The following is a 26548-nucleotide window of genomic DNA, read 5'->3' on the forward strand; positions in this document are numbered from 1 at the left end:
TGGCTCATGCTGTGCTGCTAACTTCGCTCGTAAGGGCGACCTTAAGAGCGCAGCCTCGCTACCGTGCCGTCCTCTCGCAAGGCGGCCTTCGCCGGAGGGTATCGGACCATAGGTATCCTGGAAAGTCGTAAAGTCCGAGCACCCTTAGGGACGGTGATCATGAGAACGCCGCCCGAGCGGCCAATTTTTGCTGATGCTGTTCGAGCTACCTGAAACAGATACTGACAATGTGATCTCGATTGACTTGTCGCGCTCCGATTAGAAGCGCTCCGAGAAGAAACCTCTACAAAACCGGACCTCGCCGGTCCGTCAAGCGCACCTTCTAGGGTGTACATTCGTACATTCCAAAATTAACTCGGCATGACCTCCGTTTCTGACCCCTGAGCCGGGCGCGTTCGCTGTCGGCGCGGTATCAAAGCAGAACCAATGCCGCGCCTGCTTCGGCTTTCCGAAACCGCAGCGTGTCTTTCCTTGAGACTTGGCAGCACGGCGCGTTCAACGGAACCGTGCTGCCTTCAATGTACAGCCAGTTATCCAATCAGCCGGCGGGCTTGTAAACGCGGCAGCCTTTTTGGCGGCTGCGAGCGCCGCCTTCATGTCGAGTTCTTCCAGGACAACTAGCTCGTTTATCCAGCCGCTTGCCTGGACCGCCAGTGCTAGGTCCATCCCATCGGCCTGGTCCGGAACCTCAGCATTGATGACAATATCATAGGCGCCGCGAGTAAACATCATACCGGATACCTTGCCACCAACGCTTTCCAAAACCGCCTTGATTGCAGCTTCTCGGTCTGAGCCTTGCATCAATCCCTTGTAGGCATGGGGCGGACAGTTTCCCAGGATTGTCACTTTCATGGGTATTCCTCCCGATCTTGTACTAGTTTCGTTATTGGTCGTTTGACCAACACGGAGCTATGGCGGACGGTTGGGTCAGCCGTAACCCTGCATCGCAACGTTTTTGCTCACATCCAAAGCTGGCAGCGGGAAAGGTTCGACTTGCCCTGCGGTCTTGTCCAGATACTGCATCAACGCCGTCACGAGGTGGTAGAAAATGCTCGCGGGCACCTCCGTCGCCAGTGACCTTCCGCGCTCGTCAATTCTGTCGATCCACAAGCCTAGCGGTGCGGGATCGATATGCCATTTGAAGAGGCGGGCGACACGAGCTTCGATCTCAGGTTTCAGATCAGGCCCGCCGATGCCGTCCAGGGCGACGGCCGCCTTGACGGCTTCGCATTGCGGCCAGCTGCGGGAGAGCCGGTCGAAGGGAATTCCCTGCCGCGACACGGCTGCATAAGCCAGGCCCGTGGACCGGTTCAATCCGCTTGCGATCGCCGACGAATAGAGCTTCCTTGCATAGGCTGCCAAGTCTTTCTGCCCGCTTGCCCGCGCGAAATCGATGAGGAGCGAGGCCCATTCGAAATGGTGCCCTGGTTCGGTCCACTGTCCCTCCTCTCCCGACAACGGTAGCCAATCGACATCGAAATGTTCCCCAAGCGTCCAGCTCTCCTGATCGAAGAAATGGCACCGGAAGAGATCGACGACACGTGCCGCCCGACGGAGATATGCACGCTCGCCGGTGACGCGATGCCAGGCAAGGAAGGATTCCAGCATGTGCATGTGCGGGTTCGAGAACCGCACCCCCTTCCAGCCGGGGGTCTCGAGGAAGCCGTTCAGGCTGACGTCCTCGAGATGGGTGTCGATGAAATGGAACGTCTCTTGTGCCAGCTGCAGGGCATCCTGATGGCCGCATCGGTGAGCATGGGCAAGCGCCAGGAGCACGCAGGAATGGTCGTAGGCGTCCTCCGTCGGGTCAGCCACGCTGCCGTTGGAATTAAGGATGCGCACCCAGCCACCGCGTTCGGTGCGGCCGTGTTTGGCGATAAACTCGATGCCGTGGTCGATGAGCTTGTCGGCCGGTCCAACCCAGCCGCGTTCTTTGGCCACCGCGAACGCGTAAATCTGGCGAGCCATCGTCCGCATGCGCTTGGGTTTGCCCAACGGCCTTGCATCGAAACCGAGCGCCTCGTGGAAGCCGCCATACGCATCGTCGACACCTGCAGTGGACCACAGCGGCAGGGTTTCGTTGAAGAGCCAGTGCTCGACCCGCTTGCGCCATGACCCGCTGATGATGACCCGGTCGTCCGACCCCGTGAACTTCGTTTCAAGGCGTCCGCTCTTCTCGAGTTGTTCGACGACTTTCTTCGCGTTCTGGCTGTGGCTGACAGGAGCGACGAATACCGCGTCCGGTGTCGTCACCACCGCCACATGCTTCATTCCAATGACTGTCAGCAGTCTGCCCTGGCTTCTGAGATAGGAGTTGCCGCAATCCATGGCGACAACGTCGCCCATTACGACATTGCCGTCGCGGTCCGTCGGGCTGGCTTCCAGCAGCGATTGCCACGATCCAAGGTCGTTCCAGCGGAAGGAAGCCGTAACCATCGCAATACCGCGTGCATGCTCCATGACTGCGTAGTCGATCGACGTCGACGGGACAGCCGAATAGAAGCCCTGGGGCAGGTAGATGCCCAAGACGTCGGTCCGTGCAGCCTTATGGGCCCGTTCCGCGGTGTCCCAGATGTCTGGCCGGAACTCGAGAAACGCCTTCCGCATCGTGTCGGCACGAAACAGGAAGATGCCGGCGTTCCAGTAGAATCTTCCCGAAGCCACATATTTGCGGGCCGTCTCGGCATTGGGCTTTTCGACAAAATGTGAAACGGCGGCCCCGCCGTCACCATTTGCCGTAACCTCGATGTAGCCGTACCCGGTTTCGGGATGGGTCGGCCTGATGCCGAATACGACAATGCTTCCTGAATCGGCGGCAGGCATGCCAGCCTCGACGGTTTGCCAGAATTGCATTTCGGTCGATATCTGATGGTCGGAGGGCACCACGAGCACAAGCGCGTCACCGCCATATTCGGAGATCGTCTGCAACGTGGCTATGGCCACTGCAGCGGCGGTATTGCGGCCGACGGGCTCGAAAATCGGTCTGCCGCCGTTCAGGCCGAGCGGACCGATGTCCGAGATAACGCGGTCGGCATGCCGTTCGGATGCTATCAGATAGATCGGCGTCTCGCCGTCCGAGCGCGCCTTGAGGCGCCGGACAGTCTTCGCAAGCATCGAGCCGTCGCCCGAAAGGTCGTGGAATTGCTTGGGATTGTCTTCGCGCGACAGCGGCCACAGCCGCGAGCCGACGCCCCCGCTCATCACAAAACTGACGATCCGCTCCGGCATGATCCAGTCCTCTCAAATTTTCTGGTTGTAGGCTCCGACCTCTGGATTGCGGCGCAGCACGGCATCGACAGCCTCGAACATCTCGCGACGAAGACGAATGTGTTCGGCCTGGCTTGTCCGACTGTGTGCTGGGTCACGCATTTTGCTCGGCTCTCGCGCAGACAGGCGTAGCACGCTGCCGGGCGGGAGGCTCCTTCATGAATTGGGGTAGCCCTAACGCCCCGATTGGCACCCCCTAGTCCAATAGGAGCATGCCTGTCGGCGACCGAAAGGATGTCTCGTGCGTGCTGCTCGGGCTGACGACAAGGGTGGGCTGGGCTGCAACATGCCGGTGACCGCGTTCAAGTTCCGGTTCCGCGAGAATGGCGACGAAAGGCATTTCGGAGGCTGGCTCGCCTTCTCACGCCTTTCAAGGAATCAGCGGAACGTCGTCTGTTCAGAGAAGGAATGACGGATTAGGCCGCGCTCTCATTGGACCGACGCAAACGGCGAGTACCCGAACGCACGTCCGCGAGATCGATACCTCACGCGGAACCTGGCGTTCAACCGCCGATGGCAGGTCTCGCCGGAATGAGAGATGTCATTCGTGGACAGGACGAGAGCGGCTGCCGCCCACTCTGCCAAGGGCGCAGGCCCATAGGTCCAGAATTGGCGGCGTCTATCTTTCGTGAAGTTGCAGGCACGCCTAGGCCGAAATACTCCCAAAGCGAGGTGAAGCAAGCGCTTTTCTGGAGCCGGAGAACTTCAACTGGGGACGCTGACCGGCAACTCCCGGCGTGCCAAGTCGATTTTCCGGAACGGCCCCGAGGGCGGCAAGCGGATCAACCGGCGATCTTGGCGATAGCGTACCACTCGTTGGTGGGTTCCAAGGGGCCTGTGAGAAGCGCGTCTTCCGGGATCGGCTGTGGCGCCAGATTCGGATAGATGCAGGATGAGCCCAAGAACAACAGTCGGCCAACGTCACACTGGAACGCGGCGTGGATGACATTCGTTTCGATCAGCAAGTTGTCTCGCAGGAATTCGGCCGGATAACGATCGTTGGCGAGAATCCCGCCGACCTTTGCGGCTGCAAGGACCACGGCGTCGGGCCTGGTTTCTGTCATCCAGCGATGCACGGCGTCCTGATTTCGAAGGTCGAGAACGTCGCGCGGTGCCATTAGGACCTCGCAGTTTTCCTCCTCCAATCGCCGCGCCACAGCCGAGCCGACCATGCCGCGGTGGCCAGCCACGAATATCCGTTTTGCGTCGAGCCGGTAAGCGTTGTTCATGACCGGTGGCGCTTTCTAGACGCTACTGTCCATATGCCAGCTCTCTCGCTCCAGACGTTTCAGATCGGCGGCCACCATTTCCGCCACGAGGTCGCTGAACGTCGTCTTAGGCGACCAGCCGAGCTTTGAGCGGGCTTTCGCCGGATTTCCCATCAGGAGATCGACCTCCGTTGGACGGAAATGGCGTGGGTCGATTCGGACGAGGATCTCTCCTGTCTTGCCATCCCGGCCGATCTCGTTCACCCCCTTACCTTCCCAGACGATGACACGGCCGACTGCCCGAAAGGCACGCTCTACGAACTCTCGAACCGAGTGGGTTTCGCCCGTGGCGAGGACGAAGTCGTCTGGCTCGGCGTGCTGAAGAATCCGCCACATGCCCTCCACATAGTCGCGAGCATGCCCCCAGTCGCGTTTCGCATCCAGATTTCCAAGATAGAGGGCGGACTGAAAGCCTCGCTCGATACCTGCAACCGCACGTGTGATCTTGCGGGTCACAAACGTCTCGCCGCGCGTGGGGCCTTCATGATTAAACAGTATGCCATTGGAAGCGAACATTCCGTACGCTTCACGGTAGTTGATCGTGATCCAATAGGCATAGAGTTTGGCCGCCGCATAGGGAGAGCGCGGGTAGAACGGCGTCTTCTCCGTCTGGGGCACCTCCTGGACTTTGCCGAACAGCTCGGAGGTTGATGCCTGATAAAAGCGCACCCGCTCTCCCATCTTCAGGATGCGGATGGCTTCAAGCAGCCTGAGTGTGCCAAGGGCATCGGCGTTGCCGGTATATTCAGGCGTCTCGAAGCTTACCTGGACATGGCTTTGGGCCGCCAGATTGTAGATTTCGGTAGGGCGCGTCTCCTGAACGATGCGAATGAGATTGGTCGCATCGGTCAGGTCGGCGTAGTGGAGAAAAAAGCGTGCGCCCGGTTCGTGCTGATCGACGTAGATGTCGTCGATGCGGTCGGTATTGAAGGAGGAGGATCTGCGTTTCAGTCCGTGGACAATATAGCCGTTCTCCAGCAGCAGTCTGGCAAGGTAGGCACCGTCCTGACCGGTCACACCAGTTATGAGCGCAATGCGATCTGTCATCGGGTCCCATCCAATTCTTGAGGGCTGTGGTGGCGCCGTCGACCGACGGTCTGCCCCACACTCCTCTAACGAAAGGCGAAAGTGCCTTGTTCTGCCAGAGTGTCATTGTGGGAGGCACGCCAGCAAAAGGAGGTAATCCCCACCGCTCGATGCCCGTCCCAGCTACTTCCCGTGCGTCCCCTTTCTGGTTGGCTAGCCTCTTCAGCCTATGCTCCTATGGCATGGACGTAGCCGCCCTGCCGCGAGCCGTCACTTCACAAACGCTTGCGCCACCGCTTCTCCGGGAGCTGCATGCCGGCCATGCTGCCGTCGGCAATGCCGAACATGTGGGTCGGCTGATCAGTGCGGCGCGGGCGATGCCTGCCGAGAAACGGTTCTCGGGTCACCTGGCAAGCGTGGCGTCAGGTTGTTGCCGACAATCCCCGCCACCGACGGCGGCTTGTCGAAAGTTCTCGTAAGGCTTGCTATCGCGTCAGCAAAAATGACAATTCGTGGCCCGCAGGAGAAACATGGAACAGGGTGTAACCCTGGCCCTTTATCGCTTCCACTGTTCGGTAGGTTTGCTCCACGGGAGTGCGATGCCACCAGTGGTGAAACTCGACGAGAATCTGTCTCGGTAGGACATCAGATCCAAGCACCTCTGGAAGGACGTCGTGCTCTGCCCCCTCGACGTCGAGTTTCAGCACATCGACAGTTGCCAGTCCGAGCATATCCAGGATAGTAGAATAACGCCTCACGTTGCAGACAATGCTCTTGCCTGTAACCAACTTCGTGGAAAAATTGCTGCGTGTGTCATCTTCGGACACAGCAAACGTTTGCTCCCCGTCGAAATTAGATATTCCCAAGGGGTAGATCCGCACAGTGGGGGGTAATTCCTGAGCGGCAATCCAGTCAAGACTGGCAGGAGTCGGATCAAACCCAAAGACCTTTGCACCGAATACTTTGCTGACTTCCAGATCAAATGAAATATCGTCCCCTAAGCCAAAGGAAAGAACAATAGGGGAGGGAGCAGCTAGAAGAGGCTCGACCGCAACGACCCAACCTCCATATGCGGAGCCGAGTTTTTGTGTAGGAATAGAGCATTCGGGCCGGAGAAGATGATCGAATCCGAAGGCCGCTCTTACAACTCGCTTACAATACCGGAGCCCATCTGGATTGTACATCAATGGTTGCCTTTGGCTTATTCCTAGCAGCTGTTCCGCTTGACTGCGCCGTCCTCACTGTGTCCGCCGTCCTCACTGTGTCCAAAATAGACAACAGCGCCAGATGGGGTTCAGTCTGGCCTAACGCGGAGCGGCTATCGCCCTGTGAATTTTACATCGATTCCCTCCCGCGACCAGAGTGTCATTGTGGCAGGCGCTCCAACAAAAGGAGGTAATCCCGTCGCTCGGCGTTCGTAACAGATGCTGCGGGAGCATCGCCTTGGGCTCGGCCAACGTCGTCGCCCTACCGCGTAGGAAGTAGGAGCCGCCCGCTGCGAGCGCCGGCTCACGAGTCGCCTCGTCCCCGGGGCCGTGCTGGCTACTGCGGAGCCAAAGAAGTGGCAATCCTGTTCGTTGCGGAGCTGAACGCAGGAAGGGCCGGCAGTTCGAATCGGTCTTGGCGGGTTGCAACGAAATTGACCTTGGGTTCGCCGAGCGAAGAGATCGGGCTTGTCGAACAGCGCGGCGCGCGCAGTGTGCTGGCTACCTCAAAATGGCAGAGGTAGTAGGGCCAGTGGAAGCCGTAGAGCGGCCTTATCCAGCTTGCCGGATGCCTAATCCGCTTCATTGAGGTAATCCGCCGCTGTTGCGAACACCTTTCAGCATGATTGTTGTTGTCCGGCCAAGATGACGCTTCAGCGCGGCGATGCACGTCATGTCGTTGGCGGCTTCACACCAGTTCCTATTGCAGAAGCCCTTTGGCAAGTTCTCGCAACGCCTGGAACGCAACAACAAGGTATGAGGCCAGAAAGCTGCACAGATAGAAGCTTGATGGGGCGCCGCGCTCCCACCGGAGAACCAGGGCGCCGAGTTCAAGGCTCGGGTGCGTTTGTGCTACCCATACCAGGGTGGCGGCCAAGGCGAGGCTACCCAGAGCATTGGTCGGGTAATGCAGCCCCAAGTAGACTCGAGCAAGCTCTACCACCAAGGTGCAGGCCAGGGCGAGCAGTCCGAGTTCGAAGCGAACGAGAAGAATGGCGATCGCTAGACCCGCGAACAGAACCGCTCGCTCGCTGGGGAACCCGGGGGTGCCGGCGAAAGGCGCTGAGCGCAGAACGGCAGCGTCGCCCAGAACGTCCGGGATATGAAGTCGAAGTGCGGAGTCAAAAATCGGCTTTGGCGTCGTCGGCAGAGCGCCCTGCAGGAAATGCGCGACGAGCGCCGCGAGGACAGCTGCGCAGACGCCGCTCACCAGCCTTGCCCTCGATTCCGGCCCGTCATGGGCGAACCAGCAATACCAAAGCAAGGACACAACTATAGCGCCCTCGGTTGTTGGGTAGACGGCACCGAAAGCGAGCCGGCTGGCGAAGGGCTGATTGCTCGCTACGGTGTTGACGGCCGTTGCGAGGGGCCTGTCGATCCAATCCGGGTTAAGGGCCAGGAAAGTCGTACCCACAAAGAGGAGGCAAAGCGCGGCGGCCTGTGTCAGGCAATGGAAATCGGACATCGGTTCGGCCATCTCAACTCTAAGGTTCGGGCGGCGGAACAACTGGAGTCCCGCTAACTAGGCGGTTGCAGAAACCTCGCGGCGCAGGGAGGCTACAGAGCGGCCGAAGAAGGCAAGATCCTGCTCCCGGCGCAGTGTGTCGCAAAGCCGCCCGATCGGAGGCTCGATATCGTCATAGCCGAGAACCTCGTCCCGCTTCACGTCGCGCAGCAGCCGGCAGCCCTCGGCGAGCCCGATCGGCACAAGCCGCTCGGCGTTCACCGTTCGCGCGTTCTCGCAGAGCCCGTAGGTCATGTAATGTCCAAGGCCATCGAGGATCTCTCCGGCACTAAGGTCCCGCTTGGCGGCGGCCACCACATCAACGGTCGGCGCGCCCAGGGGCGCAATCGCAGCATCGCGGAATATTGCGGCCCTGGCGACCGTGGAGGGCACCTCGAAATGACACAGATGATAGGGCCAATAGAAACAGTAGAGCGGTCCGGGGCCCATCTTGTAGAGTGAGAGATAGTTCTTCTCGACGGCATCCTCTGTGGTGCCAAGAACGAAGATGCCGGGGTTGGGCATGGCGCCGACACAATAATCAACTATCCCCGGCCCCTCGAGGAGCTGATTGAGCGGATACCACCCGACCGCCCCCTGGATCGGGGTACCAGGCTCGACCACAGGCCCGTACATGCCGCGCTTCGCCACCCGCATGCCTGTGGCGTTGGCGACGATGGCGTTCTCGAACGAGATCTTCGTGCCGTCCGCGAAGGAGGTGACCATTGGGGCCTTCATCCCCCACTTCTTGGCAAAACCCTCCTGAGTCGTCGGATTTCGGTAGGGATCGTGCAGGCCCTTGATGTTCCCGCAAAGCACCGGACGTATGCCCAGGCCCCTGACCCAACGGTAGAGGTTCATGATAACGCCGGGCTGATCCCCCTCCACATTGGTGAGGACCACTCCTGCCCGGTCGGCATACACTTTCAGGATCGGTCCGATCGTGCCGTCGAGTTCGGCGTTCATCAGAGCAACATGCTTGCCGTGCCGGATCGCCCGCATTGTGACGTGAGCAGCGAACTCGATCGCGCCTGTCGCCTCGACGACGACGTCGATGTCGTCGGCCTCGCAAATGTGCATCGGGTCGGCCGTGATCGAGCGGCGACCGCGCGCCACGAGATCCTCAAGCGCTTTGGTGCTGGTCGCCTCGGTCACGTCGTCTTCACCTGCGGCGGCATAGGCATCTCGCGCCTTTTCCACGTGCCTGTTGGAAATCGCCACGAGCTCCATGCCTGGGACATATCGCAGCATCTGCAGCGCGATGCCTTGGGCCATGAAGCCGGCCCCCACCATACCCACGCGAATTGGCCGCCCCTGAGCCTGGAGCCTCTCCAACTCCCTGTCGACAATGAACATTTACGTCTCCCCTGTGCTGCTCCCGAAAGGTCGGGTGGCGAAAGGTTAGCGGTCATAATCGGGCCAGCTTCGGTCCTTTTCAGAAATCAGCGCCGGCGCATCCACCGGCCACTTCACTGCGAAAGCAGGATCGTTCCAGCGAACACCACGCTCGGCCGCCGGTGTGTAGAATTCGGAGACGAGATATGTCGCCTCGGAGTGGTCCTCCATGGTGAGAAAGGCGTTCGCGCAGCCCTTCGGGATGACCAGCATCCGTTGGTTCGCCGCTGACAGTTCCACCGTGAGGTGCTGCTTATAGGTGGGCGATCGGGAACGCAGGTCGATCAGCACGTCGTACAGGCTGCCCCGGATGCAGCGAAGCATCTTGTCCTCGCACTGGGGAGCCAGCTGGTAATGGAAGCCGCGCAGTGTATGCTTGTGCCTGTTGTATGAAATATTCACCTGCACGACACGATCCGGAAGCCCCTGCTCGGCAAACTCCCGCGAACACCAGCCGCGTGCGAAAAAGCCCCGCTCGTCTTCGAATTTCTGCAGTTCCACCAGGGTGGCGCCTGGAATATCGGTCTTTGTGAAAAGCATCGTAGATCCATTGGTCAAATGAGTGTCACGTCGGGTTGCATCTCCGACGACCTCTGCTCAGGGTGGCTCGCGCCGGCGGTCCTCTTGTGCGATCGAAGGACGGCCATCAGACTTGCGCCGGATGCAAGAGGCGCGAGCCGTGGACTTCATAGCCGATAGGCACATAGGCTAGGTGTGAGAGTGCGCGTCTTACACTTTCCCGGCGTTCCGGCTTGACCGCGAACATAAGGAATCCGCCGCCGCCGGCGCCGCACAGCTTGCCGCCTTCCGCACCTGCGTCCCTGGCGAGGTCGTAGTGGCCATTGATCGCCGCGTTGCTCACGCGGGACGCCAAACTCCGCTTCATCTCCCACCCTGCGTGAAGGACGGCACCGAAGCGTTCTACGTCGATGACGGGCTCCGCAAAGATCTCCTGAAGCATGAAGGCATCGTCCCGCATCCGCCTGAGCGTATCGAGATTGCTTGACGTTTTCGCCTTCTGCTCTGCCAGCACGGAACTGGCCGGCCGCTGATGCGACGTCCAGAACATCATCAGGTTGCTGAAGAGATGTTCGATGGCGCCATTGCGCACCCGCTGCGGCTCGACCGTTACCGCGCCGCCCGGCTGGAAGCGGAACAGGTTCATGCCCCCGAACGCGGCGGCATACTGGTCCTGCTTGCCAATCGGCTCCTCGAGGATGTCCATCTCGATGTGACATGCCTCTTCGGCCAGTTGGCCAGGGGTGACACGTTCTCCCCGGAATGCATGCAGGGCGTTGAGCAGTCCCACCGTGAACGAGCTCGACCCCCCCATGCCCGTCGAGGCAGGCATGTCTCCGACCGTCGAGATGTAAATCGGCGGTTCGATCTCCAGGAAACGCAGGCATTCGCGAGCGATGTTGTTCTTGATCTCGCCTATGGTGTTTACCTGCTCCGTCTGTGAATAGTTCAAGCGGATGGGTTCATTAAAGATCTCGCTGTGACGCTTGACGGTGACATAGATGTACTTGTCCACTGCCGCGCTGAAGACCGCGCCGCAATCGAGATTGTAGAAATCGGGCAGATCGGTACCGCCGCCAGCAAAACTGACGCGCAAAGGAGTGCGCGTCAGGACGAGAGACGGTAGACGCTGTGCAGCGCGATCGATGATGGTCGGAAGGTCCAGTCCTGACCGGCGCTCCACCGCTTTGGTCCCGTCTAGCTGTTCCATATTTTGCCCCCTCGAAAATCGACGGAATGAAAATTAGGCAACACGCGGCTGTGCGGTTCGCCAGCGCAGCTGACCATCGAGCATCCCCGCCTTGAGCAAATGATTGAGCCAGCGCAGCCGCGTGAAGCGCTTGTCGGTAAAGTCTTCAAATCTAAGTGCGATCGAGCGGAACGCCTCGCAAAGGTCGTGTGCTCCCTTTCGCGCTGTCCACTGAAACTCGAAATCCGGGAAAGTCCGTGAGAACTTGCTGAAGTCCGCCTTGTAGGTCCTTTGATCCGCGCCCAGCTTCGGTGTCATTGTGAGCTGCGCGCCAGCGACGGCCTCAACGGCGATCTCCGCTATCTCGCGCACCTGAAGATTTAGGCTTTCAACACCCATGTTGAACGCCTCATTGTGGATGTCCTGTAGTGGCGCCTCCAGCATCAATTTGAAATAGCGCGCGACATCCTGGACATGAACCACGGGCCGCCATGGCGTGCCATCGCTATGCACTTCGACACGTCCAGTGGTGAAGGCGCTGCCCACGAAATTGTTCAGCACGGTGTCGAAGCGCATTCGCGGCGACAGACCATAGACGGTGCCGTTGCGGCAATAGACGGGCGAGAACCCGTCGTCCGCCAGCGCGCGCAGCGCTTCTTCGGCAACAACCTTCGATCTTGCGTATTCTGTTTGCGGCGCCAGCGGGGCGGTTTCGTCGACGACGGCGGCTTCCGACATGCCATACATGATGCAAGAGGAGGAAAATAGGAACCGCCGGATGCCCGCCGCCTTGGCCATCGTGGCCAGACGAACTGTTCCTTCCGCATTGATCTGCCTCGTCCAATCCGCGTTGAGATTTCCGATCGGGTCGTTCGAGAGTGCCGCCAGATGGATCACCGCGTCAAAGCCCTGCAGATCCGGGGGTTCGATGGCGCGTAGATCCTTTGTGATCTCGGGCACACTGGTATTGTCGGCTCCCAGGGTGCACGCACGAAAATATCCCATATCCAGCCCGACCACCTCATAGCCCGCCGCCTGCAACACGGGCACCATGACAGAACCGAGATATCCATTGTGTCCGGTGACGAGAACGCGTGTTGGTTCATTCATGTCTGCCCTCGCTCCGCTTCGAAAGGAGTTGACGGGTGAGGTCCAGAAGCGAGCATCGCTCGCTTACTTGCGCATATAGGCAGTCCGCGGCTTCGGCCGCTTGACGGTCACGATCGTCATCGCCGACAAAGAGTGTGCGTGTGAGGTCGAGATCAAAGTCGCGCTGTGCCTGATACAGCATACCGGGTTTGGGCTTGCGGCAGTCGCAGCCGTCGTCCCAGCCGTGTGGGCAGTGGTAGATCTCCGCGATCTTGCCGCCGACGGCTTCGCACTCGGCGCACATGCGCTGGTGAAGCGCCTCGAGATCAGCGGCGGTCATCGCTCCGCGCGCTATCCCTGCCTGGTTGGAGATGATGATTATGCGGTAGCCAGCCTCGTTCAGAAGGGCCAACGCCTGCTTTGCACCCGGAACCCACTCCCACTGGTCCCATGAACACACATATTGAGCCCGTGGCGGTCTGCAGTTGAGTACGCCGTCCCTGTCTACGAGCATGGTTTTTTCGCGGCTAATAAAGCGCTCCGTCGCGGGTAGACGCTCGATCGAGCCCACGCTGTAATAGCGGTGCTCGCTCACGAAGCCGGCGAGGCGATGCTGCGTCGCGAGCGGCGTGTAGATGGCCTCCTCGAAGAGGGTGTCCTCGTCGGGCAGGAGTTCGAGGGCGAGATCGGTTAGTATGGCATAGCTGATCTCGACTCCCTGCAGCCCGGGCGTGGTGCGGAGCCGGTCGAAGACGGTCACATTGTCGTTCGCATCAAGGATCACGCTGCCGCGTGAATAGCCGTCCTTGTTGCTGTAGACCGTAATCATTCCAGGCTTGCCGGCCGCACAGAAGCGTTGCCACAGCCGCTCCATGCGCATCGGCCAGTAATTGTCGCAATACAGCAGCAGGAAGCACGGATCTATGAGGTGACGGGCATTGGATACCCGGCTGCTGGTGAGGTCGTCGGGACGGGTGACGGCATATTCGATACTGACCCCGAACCTGCTGCCGTCGCCGAAATGGTCCATCACCACATGGGGCAAATACCCGAGTAGAAGAAGAACCCTTTCGAACCCCTCCTGCCGCAGCTGTTCGATCTGGTATTCCAAAAAAGGGCGGCCGAGCACCGGCACCATTGGTTTCGGGCGATCGAGTGTGATCGGCCGCATGCGCGTGCCACGCCCGCCGGCCAGGATGACCGCCTGACGCGGCCGGCTGTAGCCGCGGCCTTCGACATCTGCCTTTTGCAGGCAGGGCGAGCTCGGCAGGACAATATTCATTGACCGCGCTCCGGTCGGTCGGCGATGAGGTATCGCGTGATGGCATGACAGATCGCGGCGTGGACGTCCTCGACGAGTTCGTAGGTGCCTTTTTCGGACCGCACCCATACTGGCTGATCGACGAGCTCTTTAAGCGTGCCGCCGTCAAAACCGACAATGCCGATGGTGGCTACCTTCCTTTCGCGAGCGAGTTCGACTGCCCGCACGAGATTAAGCGAGTTCCCGCTGGCTGAAATCACTATGAGCACGTCACCCGGCTTGGCGAAGTTCTCCATCTGGCCGGCAAAGATACGCTCGTAGCCTTCGTCATTGCCGAGTGCCGTCATCCAGGAGACGTTGTCTGTCAGGCCTATGACCCGGATTGGCTGCCTTCCCGAGCGTTTCGTGGCCTTACCGAGGTCATTGACCCAGTGGGAGGCGGTCGCTGCGCTGCCGCCGTTGCCGGCGACGAAGACTGTGCCGCCCGCATCGCGTACGGCGCGCAGCAACTGTATCGCCTCCTGCACGGCGTCCGTATCGATCTGCGCCAATGCGATGCAAAGCGATGCCAGATAATCCTGCGTGAATTCTTTAGGCTGCAACCAGAGGGCATCATCCCGCGAAGATTTGCGACATGCCGTCACTCCCTGATCGATCGCGAGCTCTGTCATGCCACCCTCGATTGCTGCAATGGTGAGCGATCATCACAGCGTGCGAGCACTTCGAGTTCAATTGCTATTCCGAACGGGAAGCTGGCGGGCGGCGCTCATCGGAGGTACTTAAAAGGAATATCCCTTGTTCTCCGTACAGCTGACACGTCGGCACATGGCCATATCGGCGTCAAGATCGTCACGGTGTCGCCCGACAACAATGCCGTAGGCAAACCCGCGGTGATGGGGCTTTACCTCCTGGTCGACGGCGCGACGGGCCGCTCCTTCCATGCGCTCTTTCGGCAGCGCGGAGAGAACAAGTTGATAGATGGGTAACGCTTTGAACCGGATACCCGACGAGACGCTCCAGTTCGCCGATCCGAGCCAATGCCTTCGAAAGCTCGTCAAGCGCTTCCGACGGCAATGCCGGCGCTGCACCGCCCGGGTCGTCCGCCTCACCTAGCCGGCGTACCGCTCGCGGCGGACCCATGCGACCGCGCAGAGCTGCTGGCCCGCCTGCACGAAACTGCTTCTGCCAGCGATAGAGACCCTTGCCAGAGATGCCGAGCTCCCGCGCCAACTTGCTCATATTGGCGCCCGCAGCCATGCGTTACACCGCCGCTCTCTTGAATTCGCCACTGAACCGCCGCCCCGGGTTCTTCTCTCCTCATCAGCTCTCCTTAACGAATGGAGAACTGTTACCCTTTTCGTGTCTCAGAATCGGGGTGCACCACACCGGTTCGGACAGGATATTCGGATATTCCTTTTAAGTACCTCCGATGAGCGCCGCCCGCCAGCTTCCCGTTCGGAATAGCATTTGCACTCGAAGTGCCCGCACGCTGTGATGATGGCTCACCATTGCAGCAATCGAGGGTGGCATGACAGAGCTCGCGATCGATCAGGGAGTGGTGCGCGAGCAAGTGCTTGGGGTACCCGTGCACGCGCTGGGCTTGGCGCAGGCAGTCAACTGCGTCTTCGACTGGGCCCTGCGGCGGGAGAGCCGAACGGTTTTCCTGTGCAATGCCCACAGTGTCGTCACCGCCCGCCGCAATCGCGCCCATGCCGAAGCGATGGATAGCGCCGATCTTGTCGCGCCCGATGGAGCGCCGGTGGCCTGGATGCTGAGACGGCAGGGACACGCGGATCAGCCGCGCATCGCCGGACCGGACCTGATGTGGATTTGTTGCCGGAGGGCATCGGAACTGGGCTCGGCAATGTTCCTGTACGGCGGCAGCCCGGGCACTCTCCAGCGTCTCGAACAGTGCATTCGAACCGAGTTTGCCGGCATAAACATCGTGGGCTCTTACTCACCTCCGCCCCGCCCTCTGTCGGCCGAGGAGGATGAGGCAGTGGTCGGAATGATCAATCAGTCCGGTGCGAGGATCATGTGGGTGGGGCTCGGATGTCCCAAGCAGGAAAGCTGGATGCAGGCGCATCGCGGCCGGATCAATGCGGTCATGTTAGGGGTAGGAGCAGCTTTCGATTTCCACGCCGGAGACGTCAAACGGGCGCCGCAATGGATGCAGAAGAGCGGGCTGGAATGGCTGCACCGGCTCTTCCAGGATCCCCGCCGGCTGGCGAGCAGGTATCTCGTGACGAACAGCCTGTTCATCCTGGCTTTGTTGCAGGCAACGCTGCTTCCCAGGCGCAGACTTCGTGACGGTTAGAGGGAGGCGGAACCAGTGAACACACTTGGACCGCCGTATTGCCGATCTGCGCCAACTTCTTCACGGCCGGCTGTTCTTTGGCGCTGCTTCTGGGAGGCGGCGCTGCCATATCTGGACTGGGTGGTTTGCATTGCCTCGACAGGCACCTGACTGGAGGCTACCATGACCCTGAGCAAACAGGCCGCCAGTCTGGCTGTCCTGCATGTCACCGACGTCCTGCAGCCGCTGATCATCTTGCCCTATGCCGGGCGTGTCCTCGGACCCATGAGTTTCGGGCGCTACGCGTATGCGCTCGCCATCGGACAACTCGCTGCCGTCGTTGTGGCCTATGGATTTCATTGGACGGCGCAGCGCAGGGTAGCTTCCCTCCGATACGAGCCGGCGGCGATCGCGTCCCTGGTTGCTCAGGTCATGGCCACCAAGGCAGTGCTGTTCATTGCCGTATGCCTGGTGGGCCTTGTGCTGGCCGGCGACGTGCTGGCGCTCAGTAGGCCGACATTCCTGTGCGCGATGCTCTCGGCCGCCGGCGGCATTATTTTTCCGGCATGGCTCTTCGTCGGCCTTGAACGCGCCTGGCAGGCGGCCGTCGCCGTGGTTGTTGCTCGCGTTCTGGCGCTCGTCTGTTTCGTCGCCATGGTCGCATCACCTGACCAGGTCGCACTCGCCGTTGCCATCCAGAGCGCAGTTCCCGTCGTCAGTGGCGTCATCTGCTTACCTTTCATCCTTCCCATTGGGTTCGGCGGCTTCAGGTCCGTCACGCTTTCGACGATTGGAATGCAGCTGCGCAATGGCTGGAGGGGATGCCTTTTCATAGCCGTGGAGACTGCCCTCGTCACCCTCCCTGTTGCCCTTGTCCAGCATTTCGCAGGCTATGTCGCAGCCGGGCAATATTCTGTCGCCGAAAAGTTTCTGTTAGCCTCGAGAGTATTTTTCAAGTTGCTTATGGATACTTTCATACCGAGGGTTTCATACTACGCTCATGTCGACCCGGCTGCCGGGGTTCGATTGATAAGAAGATCACTATTCACCGTAGCGGGCGGGGCGGCGATGAGTATTGGAATGTTCTTTATTGCTCCATACATAATTTTGATTCTGTTTGGAGATAAATTTTCAGGAGCGACACCTATAGTGCGTGCGATGGCAATCATACCATTTCTTATGAATATAAATACATTCACATCAAATGTATTTATGTTTAGTTACGGATATGAAAACGAATGGGCGGCCCTTAATGCAGCCGGTCTGCTAGTATTCCTGGTGGCCGCATATTCTTTGTCTTTCGTCATGGCGGAGCAAGCCATTGTTTACGCGATGGTGGCGAAGGAAGTCGTCGTGCTGGTGGTTTCAGCCGGCTTCTTCCTCATTGGCGGAGCGGCAGTCCTTCGCACGGCGGCGGCTTGCGACGCAGGCCGGGTGCGAGCACATCCCCCGGCGTCCCAATCCGCGCCGTTGGAGCACGAGGCCGATCGTTTCCAGTCGTAGGAGAGTCTGTATGTTCGCCACCGATCACTTCGTCGTTCAGCCGTCCGGGTCGCCTCACCAGCAGATACCTCCCAAGGATCGCGACGAGCTGACCGTGAAAGACATCTTGAGATTTATTCGAAGCAGTTGGCGCCTTTGCCTCCTCTGGATGGTTGTAAGCCTTGGTGTCGGCGGCGCATATACAGTCCTTTCGCCTGGATATTACAGCGCTTATGCGACGATCCTCCTTTCATCTCCGCCCGCTCCGCAACCGGGCGAAGCTCAGGCGGATGAGAGGGTCTATGTAGAGAGCCAGATACAGGTCATTCAGTCGGACGAAGTCGTCGGACGTGTTGTTGACCACACTGGCTTAGCGGAAGACGAAGAGTTTGTGACGGACGACAGCTTGCGCACCCGGATATCCAGCTATGTGCAGGGCCAATTGGCGTCTCACTTCGGCACCGAACTGCCGACGGCGGAGCCAAATATTCGGGATGAGGCGATGGTCCTTGTGAGGCGCGCGTTTTCCGTTCTTCAGATGGGTTCCTCCAGCGCCGTCGAGATCGGGGTCACCTCTTCCGATCCTCAGTTCTCCGCCATGCTCGCGAACGCGATCGCCGACGGTTACATCGGAAATCAGCGCGAGCGCAGGCAGGCGGCTGGCGCGGAAGAAGCATCTGATCTGCACAAGCGGCTGGCGGAACTTCGGGAAAAGGCTTTTGTGACCGAATCACTGAAGGAACTCCAATCGGACCCTGAATCTGCGGAGAGGGCAAGAGTCCTTTTCCGCGAGCAGCAGAGCGCGGCCGAGGTTTATCGCTCGCTTTACAATGCCCTTCTGCAGCGGACCCTCTCCGATTTTAGCGCCTCGTCGCTGATCCCGAGCGCAAGGGTCATCACCGCGGCCGAACCGCCTCGCCAACGCAGTTGGCCGCCACCCGTCCTGATGGTAGCCCTCTCCCTTATGGCCGGTGGGGTTGCCGGCGTTGGTCACGCATTGATCAGGCAAGCAATGAACCACCGCCTGATAACGGTCGAGGATGTGCACAGGTCGACCGGCCTTGATCGGATTGTAGGGATACGCAGAATTCCCCGCCGCAGGTGGAATGTTGTGGGGCCATGCGAGCAGTCTTTGCAGCCCGTCTACTCAAAGGACGCTCCCGAGCTTCACAGCTCGCTGAGCAAAATTGCCAGCCGTATGCGCGGAGTTCAGGGCCGCCAAGGCGGATTTGTAATCGGCGTTGCTTCACCCCTCGCGAAGTCCGGAAGCTCCACGGTGGCGGTTCATCTCGCAAGGCTCATTGCGGCGACCGGGCAAAAGACACTGCTCATTGATGCCAATTGGCAAAAGCCATCGATGAACCAGCCAATGGTGAACGCGGAGCCAGGTCGCAAGCTCGCAAGGGCGTTTGCCATCATTCCCGCGCATCAGGGAGGGCTGGAAGTTCTGGTTCTCAGGCCCACCGGGTCAATCTCCGAGTTGAATGCCTCGCTCTCCATCTCCGCTGCACTCCAGCATCTGCAGCAAGAATACAGTTGTATAGTGGTTGATTTTCACAGCACCGATCGCATCGCTGATCTGGAAGCTGCCATGGGCGTCATCAACGAGGTCCTTTTGGTGTTGCAGGCACGCCGCACTTTCGCGGATCACCTCAAGGGAATCCTGCGCATCATCCCTGCAGAGAAACTCTCGGCAGTAATTTTGACCAGGATGAACCGTGCGGCTTTCAGTCCTAACCGGGAATACAGGCCATGACCTCGCCAGCGACATTGTCACGCAGGAAGGGTTCAAAGCCGGTCGACCTCGTTTCCAGCCATTCCCCTGACGTGCTCGACTACACCCTCTTTCTCTCGGGCATTTGGCTGGCCTGCGCCCTCGCAATATCCCTGCGCCTGCTTGGCCTTTTCTTCATAGTGGTCCCGGTCGGTGTCTGTCTGGCCTATGCCTTGCTGCGGCAGACGGTGCCGCCTCGTCTGCTCGCGGTCTACACCGCCTTCTGCCTCTTCATTGCCCTGCTGTCCAGATACAGGCTGATGCCGGATTCCTGGCAGGTTCACTTCCTTCAAGAAGCAGTCACAAGGCAAATCGTCCCGATTGTTGGATTCTTCGCCGTCGCATGGGCGTCCAAGGCTTATTTCCGCCGCAGGCTGATGAGCGGCAATGCCTTTTTTGGTGCACCCGTTTTCCTGTTCCTGTCTCTCGTTGTCGCGCCGGCGGTGATGTTTCAGCAGGACGTGCAATATCCGCGCGCATCTGGGCAAGCCGCGATAGTGATTCTTTATGGTGCGCTGATCAACAACATGGTCATTGCCGTGTTTTTCATTGCAGGCGGTATCTTTCTGACGAACGACTGGCGCCGATACGGCGGCATTTTGCTCCTTTTGGGAATAGCCCTCGCCAGCCCCTTGGCTCAGTTCAAGGTGCTTGCGGTCACGACGATCGTCATTCTGATTGGCGTGCCCGGCCGGTTGATGGCCGCAGCTTTGGCGACCGCACTGACTTCGGCTTATGCCGTCGGGCTCAACTTCATACCTCAAACCTTTGCTCTGGACCCGAACTCCGGGATCCGACTCGCGTTCATTTCGGACGCACTCGTATCCGTTGCGGATACATACGGGTTTGGCATCGGATTTGGGAGGGAATCTGTCCGATGGCGATACGAGTTTCCCGGATTCGAGGATATTACCTTTCTTCCCGACACCCATAATATTACGCATGCCAGAATGCTTGAGGTACTCTCGACAGGAATTCACAATTCGTTCTTTCAAGCCATATTGCGGACGGGGGTCATTGGTTTCATTTTGATCGTGTCTGCCATTTTGGTGGCCTTCCCGCCAAATCGACTGCCACGCGGTGTTCGCAATCATGCGTCCACGGTCTTCATCACGATTTTCCTCGCCATGTTCGTCAATCCGGCCCTGGAGAGCCCTCTACAGATTGTGGGAATTGCTTTCTCATACGGCTATTTGATTGCGCTTCGCGCCAGCGTTCCGGCCTTGGCTGTGGAACTTCCTCCAGTTGAACCGGATCGAACGCAGCATTACGCTTGTTCATACATCGGAACGAACATGGATGCGGCCCTCCCGACATAGGGCAGGCTATCGGTCTCGGTAGAAGGGATCGCGTTGTACGATTTTGGCGCGGCAGGAGCGGGGGAGCCGTCCACTGATGTGCCCGCTCATGCGGCGGCGCCGTGCCGGTCCATCAGGAGTGCCTCGAAAGAGCCAGCGAGCCAGCCATTTTGCCTCGGCCTCGGCTATGCCTCTTCTGGTAGCATAGGGCCATCCACTGCGCAGGTTCGCCCGCGCCGGAGAAACCCGTAATAAGCCGCCCGTAGAGATACGGGGGCAACCCGTTGGGGGACCCATGAAGCTGTTGAGATCCTTGCTGTCGGCGCTGTCGATGACCATGGCTTCGACCCGCCTCGCTTCGTTTGCTGGCGCCATCGCTCTGATTCCGACAGCGGCACTTGCCGACTACAAGCTAAAGCCCGGAGATACGCTGGAAGTATCGGTCCCTGGTATTCCGGATTTCAGGCAGCGATTGCTGATCGGAGTGGACGGCGAGGTGAACTTGGCGCTGGTTGGAGCGGTTCAAATCAGCGGCCTTTCCATTCAACAAGCGCAGGAAATAATCGCTGGCAGTCTCGCCAGCAAGCCGTATCGGCGGGGGACCGAGGACGGCCGTGAAATAACGCAGCTGATCCAGACGGACCAGGTCTTCGTTTCGCTTGCCGAATACCGGCCCATCTATGTTTATGGTGATGTGGCCAGGCCGGGAGAGTACATCTTCCGGCCGGGTATGACCGTCCGACAGTCTGTGGCGGTTGCGGGTGGCTACAGCGCTGCCCAGGTTCGCATCGCCAATCCGCTCATGGAAGCGGCCGATTTCCGTTCCGAGTACAAAGCCCTATGGGCGCAATTCGCAACGGAACAGGTTCGCATTTGGCGGCTTCGCACCGAACTCGGCGAAGAAGTCGAACATGTCGAGAACGCACCGGTGCCTGAGGCGCTCGCCGAACGATTGAAGCAAACGGCAACAGCGCATATCGAAGCTCGTCAGTCAGACAGTGAAAAGGACAAGGAGCTTCTGCGACGTGCTGTCGAGGAGGCTAACATGCAACTGGGGCTCCTGTCTGAAAAGAAGAAGAAGGACGAGGAGGGAAGCCAGGCCGACACCGACGACTACGAGAGAGTCAGGACGCTGTTTCAGAAGGGCCTGGCGGCGACCACGCGCCTATCTGAAGCCCGTCGAGCGGCGCTTATGTCATCAACCCAACTGCTCGATACGATCGTCCAGGCATCGAACATCGAGCGCCAGCGCGGCGAATATGTCAGACAGATGAACAAGATCGACAGTGAACGACGAATCGCGGCCTTGGGAGAGCTACAGGAGGCCTATATGAATCTGGCCCAGACCTCGGCGCGTCTTGAGGGTACTGCGCAGAAGCTGGCGCTTACAGGTCAAGCGCAATCCACCTTGCTGATAGCCGCGGGTCGGCCCGAGATAACAGTGCATAGAAAGCGAGAGCAGGGCGCCGAGACGCTCCCTGGCAGCGAAGATCTCGGGCTTGCGCCCGGCGACGTTGTGGAGGTCGTTTTGCCAAAGGTCGACTTTTCCGGAGCCGTCGCGTCGTCGCCACCGGCGTCCGGGATGCCGAATTGAGATTCGGACGTGGCGGACTGCGATGCGCGTCTTAATGGTTCATAATTTCTACCAGATAAGGGCCGGAGAGGACAGCGTGGTTCGGGAGGAGCTCGCGTGCCTCAAGCAGAATGGGGTCGACGTCGAGCTGTTCTCCGCCACGAATGACGATATCGTGTCGGTCGCGCGGAAGATTTCTAGCGCCGTGGGGGTCATCTACAACCCTCATTCACGGCGGACCCTGTCCCGAAAATTGGCGGAATTTTCACCGGATGTCGTCCATATCCACAATTTCTTTCCTCTCCTGAGCCCCTCCATCCTGGATGCGTGCCGCGAGGCCGGCGTGCCATCAGTGATGACCTTGCACAATTTCAGGATTCTCTGTCCCAGCGCCTTGCTTTATCCCGATGAGAGGCTTCGGGAGCGAAGTCTCCGCCACGCCTGCTGGTGGACTGTTCCGAAGAAGGTCTACAGGAATTCCCTGGCGGGCACGCTCGCCGTCGCCGCAATGGTCGAGTTTCACAAGCGGGCCGGCACCTGGTCCCGCAAGGTCGACCGCTTCATTGCCCTTACCGACTGGGCCAGGCACAAGCTTGTGGAAGGCGGCCTGCCGGCCGAACGCATCGTCGTCAAGCCGAATGCGGTTGCCAGGCCGCCGATCTTCGGTGACCTTCGTCGCAATGGAGGGCTGTTCGTCGGACGACTGGATGAGCACCACAAGGGAGTGGCCACGCTGCTCGAGGCGTGGAAGGAGATCGACTATCCGCTGCGGATCATCGGCGACGGGCCGTTGGCTCCGCTCGTCGAGCAGTCTGCGGGCGAGCGCGTGGAATATCTCGGGCGTCAGTCGCGCGACACGGTGCTGAAGGAGATGCAGGCTGCAGCATTCCTGCTCTTTCCGTCGAAAGGCTATGAATTGTTTCCCATGACCGTCATCGAGGCCTTCGCAAGCCGGCTGCCGGTCATCTGCACGGATTTGCCGTGGATCAAGGGGGTCGTTGAGCCAGACGTCACCGGCCTTGTCGTTCCTGTCGGCAATGCCGGCGCGTTGGCCGATCAGGTGCGCTGGGCGCTTTCAAACCGATCTGCCTTGCAGGAAGTGGCAGGCAGGGCCTATGCCGCCTATCAGGAGCGGTACACGCCCGAAGCAAACTTCAATCGGCTGATGGCCATCTATGAACCCCTGGTCAGGCGCCCGATCCGGGCCTTAGCGGCAGTGTCGTGAGGTGGGCCGGAACATGGGCTGGCAGGAACCGACCAGGGCGGCCCATAGGGCAGACCAAGCTTCACGCGTCAACAAGCGCAGTGCGGGCCGGGGTACTCCCCATTTGCTCGAGGATCGATCCTGCCGCCTCGCATACTTCGGCGAGGTCCTCTTTTGCTTCCATTGCTGAAACACGGTGCCACTGGAGGCTGCGGCCGCCCGCAGGCACCTGTTGTCACGGTTCGATCGAATGCGCATTGTCTTGACCCGGCGCGAACCTTTGGATTCACCTGATGGTGTGAGCATCTTCATTGTGGCACTTGCCCAGGCGTTGCTCGAACTGGGGCACCAGGTGCAGATCGTGGTCGGCACCTTCGAAAGCGCGAAATTCCAGCGACTTCTTTCGCCTCGCCTCAAGTTGCCGATAATCGGATTGAGCCGCACGCGGTTGACCGGACCGGCCTCAGTCGCGGCATGGCTGCGGGCGATCGGTATCATCAATCGGTTCCGGCCGGACCTTGTCATCCACAGCGAGACGGTGCCGCTACCGCTGCGTGGCACGATCGTCCAGGTCGTTCACGATCTCGAGAGGCGGAAAGGGCCGCTTGCGGCAGTATGGCGAGCCATTCGACGCGCGAGCATGCGGCGCTGCCACTACGTCGTCGCCTCCACGACCGAGCTTCAGGAGGAACTGGTGCGAGATCTTGGGCTGCCAAGCGACCAAATCCTGAAAATTCCCAAATGCATCGATCGCCAGTCATATGCGTCTCGTGGGCTGGCAGAGCGCGAGCGGGCAATCCTCCATGCCGGCACGTCGCCCTACAAGGTGCCAGAGGCGACGATCCGGGCATTCGGCGCCCTCAACGACCCTTCCGTACGGCTCTACCTGACGGGTGACATCACACGACCGGTGACGAAGGCGGTCGACGCTCTTCCTGAAGCGATACGGGGGCACGTGGTCCTTCTCGGGATGGCAGAGGGAGCACGCGTTCGCGAACTACACAGCCGCGTTCGCGTCGCCGCTTTCCCCACGCGCTATACGGTCCCTGTCGCCTCGGCAACGGTGATGGAGGCGATCGCCACCGGCACGCCCATCGTCGGGTCTTCAAGGCTCAGCCGGGATCTGCTCGCGGATGGCGTGAATGGGGCAGTGGTCGAACCACAGGCCGAGGCGATGGCCGCAGCGCTGAAGGCTGTGCTGGACGATGATGACCTTTGGTCGCGTTTGTCGGCAGGTGCCGGCCAGTGGGTGGGACGGTTCGATGCACAGGGAGTCGCAAAGCAATATCTCGAGCTCGCGGATCTCTGCGGACATGGGAGATGACAAAGGGACTGCCGAGCCGCAGCGGCATTCAGGCTCGCAGATCGTCAGCGGCTTCCTCGGGCACCTTGGACCCTCGCTGAAAGCTTCTTACGATTGGGGATTGCGATGATCATCGGCTACTGTCGTATCAACACCTTCGAACCCGCTGCCAGGCTGGAGGCGCAAAAGCTTTATCTTGCCCGCTTGGGAGCCGAGAAGTTCTTCTGCGAGAAGACTGGCATATTCGGTTCGACGCCGGAGCTCGAGAGGGCGATCGCATGTGTCAGGAAAGGAGACGTGATTGCGGTCACGAAGCCGTACCGTGTTGCGCGCACAACCCGCGAAGTGCTGGCGCTCATCGAAAGGCTTGGCAGCAAGCAAGTCGGTCTTCGCATCGTCGACACACCTATCGATACGAGCACGACGACGGGACGCATGATTCTTGCATCAGCGCCTCTCTGGACGCTTGGGATGTCGCCGTCGCGGTCAATGCTGTCAGACCTGCTTCTCTTTTGGCGTCGTCGTCGATAGGGCCACATCGGATCTCTGCTCACTGCCAGTTGAAGGCAAGCCGCAATGGCGGTCTGGGATCAAATGGCTTGCGCTCGATGGACCAACCGGCATGCACGGCCGCCCTTTGCCAGATGAGGTTGCGGGGACTGGCGAGCGCGTAGACGCAGCAGTCCCTAACACTGTGCTTTTCAGCGCCTTCTGATATCCGGGTATGGAACGACAGGCCGTTGGATGTCGGGGCGTCCCTGCCGTCCCGTGGCTCATTGTAGGTGTCCCGGCTCCGGCAGCGGTTGAACGAACAACCGCCACTGCCGACCTTGCCCTGCGGAACGGCCGAGAAGGCGCCGTTGCCCTGTTGAACGGCATCGACGTCATCGACCCGGCAATTGAAGCTTCCCTCCAGCATGACGCCAGCGCCCGTGGGACTGTTGTTGTAGAAGACGAGTCCACGTCGAATTGTACAGCGATCCGAGTGAAAGGCGGAAATGTTGTCCTCGGTCCAGGAGGTGGGACCGTTCTCGGCCGAGAATTCTTCCAGGCTCGTATCCGGAGAGCGGTCGAACTGCACATTCTGTCCACGGGGGAACGGCCCGCGCGCGTCGTGGAGTTCGAGGAAGCTCATCTGGGTGCCTGGACAGTCGAAGACATAGATATTGGAGGAGCCGCGGGACGCCTTGACACGGATGATGATCGCATCGGGGCAGCTTTCCAGCTCTATGTTGTTGCGGTTCTGGCTTGGTTCGGTCCCCGGGGGAACGCCGACATGATCGATCTCGAGATCCTGCAAGCGTATTCCGGCGGCTCCGCGGGCGTATATTCCGCTGCCCATGGCATGACGAATGCGGCAGCTGCGTACGATGACGCCCTGATGGAGTGCCGTGATCCCGTTGCCATAGGGGGCGTAAATGTCAAGGTTTTCAATGATCTGCCCATCCGCGCGCGTGAGCACGGGTCCACTTGGACGCGCAAGGGAGACGGCACCCCCGAACCATTTATCGCCCGATCGCCCCTGGGCCAGGGGCACCGCTGCACCGACGGCACCCGAGGCAGGCAGCGCTAGCAGCCCGGCAAGGAGACGGCGCCGATTAAGGCGCCGGGGTTCAAGAGACTGCCGGCCGCGCAACATGAAATTTATCAGCCCGCCCAGTTCGGGTGCCAAACGTCGATTCGGCTTGTGCGGAGACGTCGAGGTGGCCAACGCGATGCAGATAAACCCTACCTCTCGGCAAGGCGGCTTCTTCGGTCAGGTTGTCGTCAGGCATCCCCATTTTTCCCCTGTGCGCCAGCGGCGCAGGTTCGCGAAGAATGCACATCGGCGGCAGGCTTATGCACGCACAGCACTTCGCACACCATCTCTCCATTCTGGCCGCCGCGAAAGCCCT

General features: G+C 59.9%; 21 protein-coding genes and 3 pseudogenes. 9 read left to right on the forward strand and 15 right to left on the reverse strand.

Going from position 1 to position 26548, the window contains the following annotated elements; all coding sequences use genetic code 11:
• Positions 1-495 precede the first annotated feature (495 nt).
• From NKH49_RS18190 to NKH49_RS18250, 13 genes and pseudogenes are all read right to left on the reverse strand, one after another.
• Positions 496-852, reverse strand: coding sequence for a GYD domain-containing protein (locus NKH49_RS18190; RefSeq protein ID WP_352473837.1), 357 nt, complete (start codon positions 850-852; stop codon positions 496-498).
• Between the two features lie 75 nt (positions 853-927).
• Positions 928-3228, reverse strand: coding sequence for an AGE family epimerase/isomerase (locus tag NKH49_RS18195; RefSeq protein WP_352927125.1), 2301 nt, complete (start codon positions 3226-3228; stop codon positions 928-930).
• Positions 3229-3240: 12 nt separating this feature from the next.
• Positions 3241-3369, reverse strand: a complete 129-nt coding sequence (locus tag NKH49_RS18200) for a hypothetical protein (RefSeq protein ID WP_352927129.1) — start codon at positions 3367-3369, stop codon at positions 3241-3243.
• 683 nt (positions 3370-4052) lie between these two features.
• Positions 4053-4496: pseudogene (locus NKH49_RS18205) on the reverse strand (NAD-dependent epimerase/dehydratase family protein); the annotation flags it as partial.
• A gap of 15 nt (positions 4497-4511) precedes the next feature.
• On the reverse strand, positions 4512-5582 hold the full coding sequence (gene gmd / locus NKH49_RS18210; protein WP_352927132.1) for a GDP-mannose 4,6-dehydratase: 1071 nt from the start codon (positions 5580-5582) through the stop codon (positions 4512-4514).
• A gap of 464 nt (positions 5583-6046) precedes the next feature.
• Positions 6047-6745, reverse strand: a complete 699-nt coding sequence (locus tag NKH49_RS18215; RefSeq protein WP_352927135.1) for an FkbM family methyltransferase — start codon at positions 6743-6745, stop codon at positions 6047-6049.
• Positions 6746-7466: 721 nt separating this feature from the next.
• Positions 7467-8243 (reverse strand): phosphatase PAP2 family protein, encoded by a 777-nt coding sequence (locus tag NKH49_RS18220; protein ID WP_352927138.1) that lies wholly within the window; start codon positions 8241-8243, stop codon positions 7467-7469.
• 45 nt (positions 8244-8288) lie between these two features.
• Positions 8289-9626, reverse strand: coding sequence for an NAD(P)H-dependent oxidoreductase (locus tag NKH49_RS18225; RefSeq protein WP_352473830.1), 1338 nt, complete (start codon positions 9624-9626; stop codon positions 8289-8291).
• Between the two features lie 45 nt (positions 9627-9671).
• Positions 9672-10205 carry a dTDP-4-dehydrorhamnose 3,5-epimerase gene (gene rfbC, locus NKH49_RS18230; protein WP_352473828.1) on the reverse strand — a complete coding sequence of 178 codons (534 nt, stop codon included), beginning with the start codon at positions 10203-10205 and terminating at the stop codon, positions 9672-9674.
• Between the two features lie 106 nt (positions 10206-10311).
• Positions 10312-11394 carry a GHMP family kinase ATP-binding protein gene (locus NKH49_RS18235; protein WP_352819748.1) on the reverse strand — a complete coding sequence of 361 codons (1083 nt, stop codon included), beginning with the start codon at positions 11392-11394 and terminating at the stop codon, positions 10312-10314.
• A gap of 33 nt (positions 11395-11427) precedes the next feature.
• Positions 11428-12483, reverse strand: coding sequence for an NAD-dependent epimerase/dehydratase family protein (locus tag NKH49_RS18240; protein ID WP_352927143.1), 1056 nt, complete (start codon positions 12481-12483; stop codon positions 11428-11430).
• Positions 12476-13744, reverse strand: coding sequence for an HAD-IIIA family hydrolase (locus NKH49_RS18245; RefSeq protein WP_352473824.1), 1269 nt, complete (start codon positions 13742-13744; stop codon positions 12476-12478). Before NKH49_RS18245 ends, NKH49_RS18240 begins: the two co-directional genes overlap by 8 nt.
• Complete coding sequence (locus NKH49_RS18250) at positions 13741-14394, reverse strand: SIS domain-containing protein (protein WP_352542506.1); 654 nt, start codon at positions 14392-14394, stop codon at positions 13741-13743. The genes NKH49_RS18245 and NKH49_RS18250 overlap by 4 nt, the downstream gene beginning before the upstream one ends.
• Positions 14395-14532: 138 nt before the next feature.
• Between NKH49_RS18250 and NKH49_RS18255 the strand changes: the two are divergent.
• Positions 14533-14652: pseudogene (locus NKH49_RS18255) on the forward strand (bifunctional Delta(1)-pyrroline-2-carboxylate/Delta(1)-piperideine-2-carboxylate reductase); the annotation flags it as partial.
• Between the two features lie 202 nt (positions 14653-14854).
• On the opposite strand, the pseudogene NKH49_RS18260 reads toward NKH49_RS18255, so the two are convergent.
• A pseudogene (locus NKH49_RS18260) lies at positions 14855-14980 on the reverse strand (helix-turn-helix domain-containing protein); the annotation flags it as partial.
• A 271-nt stretch (positions 14981-15251) separates the two neighbouring features.
• Here NKH49_RS18260 and NKH49_RS18265 point away from each other — a divergent pair.
• The 8 genes from NKH49_RS18265 (at position 15252) to NKH49_RS18300 (ending at position 25184) form a co-directional block, all read left to right on the forward strand.
• Entirely contained in the window at positions 15252-16040 is a 789-nt protein-coding gene (locus tag NKH49_RS18265) for a WecB/TagA/CpsF family glycosyltransferase (protein ID WP_352473821.1), read from the forward strand.
• A gap of 162 nt (positions 16041-16202) precedes the next feature.
• Complete coding sequence (locus NKH49_RS18270) at positions 16203-17522, forward strand: oligosaccharide flippase family protein (protein ID WP_352473820.1); 1320 nt, start codon at positions 16203-16205, stop codon at positions 17520-17522.
• A gap of 10 nt (positions 17523-17532) precedes the next feature.
• A complete protein-coding gene (locus NKH49_RS18275; protein ID WP_352927147.1) occupies positions 17533-19257 on the forward strand; it encodes a GumC family protein in 1725 nt (574 codons plus the stop codon).
• Positions 19254-20594, forward strand: a complete 1341-nt coding sequence (locus NKH49_RS18280) for a hypothetical protein (protein ID WP_352473817.1) — start codon at positions 19254-19256, stop codon at positions 20592-20594. The genes NKH49_RS18275 and NKH49_RS18280 overlap by 4 nt, the downstream gene beginning before the upstream one ends.
• 274 nt (positions 20595-20868) lie before the next feature.
• On the forward strand, positions 20869-22167 hold the full coding sequence (locus tag NKH49_RS18285; protein WP_352927150.1) for a polysaccharide biosynthesis/export family protein: 1299 nt from the start codon (positions 20869-20871) through the stop codon (positions 22165-22167).
• The gene (locus tag NKH49_RS18290; RefSeq protein ID WP_352473815.1) at positions 22073-23371 is read left to right on the forward strand and encodes a glycosyltransferase family 4 protein; all 1299 of its coding nucleotides are present in this window, start codon (positions 22073-22075) and stop codon (positions 23369-23371) included. Before NKH49_RS18285 ends, NKH49_RS18290 begins: the two co-directional genes overlap by 95 nt.
• 277 nt (positions 23372-23648) lie before the next feature.
• Positions 23649-24674, forward strand: coding sequence for a glycosyltransferase family 4 protein (locus tag NKH49_RS18295; protein ID WP_352542502.1), 1026 nt, complete (start codon positions 23649-23651; stop codon positions 24672-24674).
• Between the two features lie 105 nt (positions 24675-24779).
• Positions 24780-25184, forward strand: a complete 405-nt coding sequence (locus tag NKH49_RS18300) for a recombinase family protein (RefSeq protein ID WP_352927153.1) — start codon at positions 24780-24782, stop codon at positions 25182-25184.
• Between the two features lie 19 nt (positions 25185-25203).
• On the opposite strand, the gene NKH49_RS18305 is transcribed toward NKH49_RS18300, so the two are convergent.
• Positions 25204-26325 (reverse strand): right-handed parallel beta-helix repeat-containing protein, encoded by a 1122-nt coding sequence (locus tag NKH49_RS18305; RefSeq protein WP_352927156.1) that lies wholly within the window; start codon positions 26323-26325, stop codon positions 25204-25206.
• Positions 26326-26548 lie beyond the last annotated feature (223 nt).

Source organism: Mesorhizobium sp. M1088 (genome assembly GCF_040318575.1).
Classification (GTDB): Bacteria; Pseudomonadota; Alphaproteobacteria; order Rhizobiales; family Rhizobiaceae; genus Mesorhizobium.

Bases quoted from the DNA above. Each gene is read 5' to 3' on its own strand.
- NKH49_RS18265 (WP_352473821.1), top strand. From the start codon at position 15,252: ATGACAGAGCTCGCGATCGATCAGGGAGTGGTGCGCGAGCAAGTGCTT.
- NKH49_RS18280 (WP_352473817.1), top strand. From the start codon at position 19,254: ATGACCTCGCCAGCGACATTGTCACGCAGGAAGGGTTCAAAGCCGGTC.
- NKH49_RS18195 (WP_352927125.1), bottom strand. From the start codon at position 3,228: ATGCCGGAGCGGATCGTCAGTTTTGTGATGAGCGGGGGCGTCGGCTCG.
- NKH49_RS18285 (WP_352927150.1), top strand. From the start codon at position 20,869: ATGAAGCTGTTGAGATCCTTGCTGTCGGCGCTGTCGATGACCATGGCT.
- NKH49_RS18240 (WP_352927143.1), bottom strand. From the start codon at position 12,483: ATGAATGAACCAACACGCGTTCTCGTCACCGGACACAATGGATATCTC.
- NKH49_RS18250 (WP_352542506.1), bottom strand. From the start codon at position 14,394: ATGACAGAGCTCGCGATCGATCAGGGAGTGACGGCATGTCGCAAATCT.
- NKH49_RS18275 (WP_352927147.1), top strand. From the start codon at position 17,533: ATGTTCGCCACCGATCACTTCGTCGTTCAGCCGTCCGGGTCGCCTCAC.
- NKH49_RS18270 (WP_352473820.1), top strand. From the start codon at position 16,203: ATGACCCTGAGCAAACAGGCCGCCAGTCTGGCTGTCCTGCATGTCACC.
- NKH49_RS18220 (WP_352927138.1), bottom strand. From the start codon at position 8,243: ATGGCCGAACCGATGTCCGATTTCCATTGCCTGACACAGGCCGCCGCG.
- NKH49_RS18245 (WP_352473824.1), bottom strand. From the start codon at position 13,744: ATGAATATTGTCCTGCCGAGCTCGCCCTGCCTGCAAAAGGCAGATGTC.
- NKH49_RS18215 (WP_352927135.1), bottom strand. From the start codon at position 6,745: ATGTACAATCCAGATGGGCTCCGGTATTGTAAGCGAGTTGTAAGAGCG.
- gmd (WP_352927132.1), bottom strand. From the start codon at position 5,582: ATGACAGATCGCATTGCGCTCATAACTGGTGTGACCGGTCAGGACGGT.
- NKH49_RS18200 (WP_352927129.1), bottom strand. From the start codon at position 3,369: ATGCGTGACCCAGCACACAGTCGGACAAGCCAGGCCGAACACATTCGT.
- NKH49_RS18225 (WP_352473830.1), bottom strand. From the start codon at position 9,626: ATGTTCATTGTCGACAGGGAGTTGGAGAGGCTCCAGGCTCAGGGGCGG.
- NKH49_RS18300 (WP_352927153.1), top strand. From the start codon at position 24,780: ATGATCATCGGCTACTGTCGTATCAACACCTTCGAACCCGCTGCCAGG.
- NKH49_RS18190 (WP_352473837.1), bottom strand. From the start codon at position 852: ATGAAAGTGACAATCCTGGGAAACTGTCCGCCCCATGCCTACAAGGGA.
- rfbC (WP_352473828.1), bottom strand. From the start codon at position 10,205: ATGCTTTTCACAAAGACCGATATTCCAGGCGCCACCCTGGTGGAACTG.
- NKH49_RS18235 (WP_352819748.1), bottom strand. From the start codon at position 11,394: ATGGAACAGCTAGACGGGACCAAAGCGGTGGAGCGCCGGTCAGGACTG.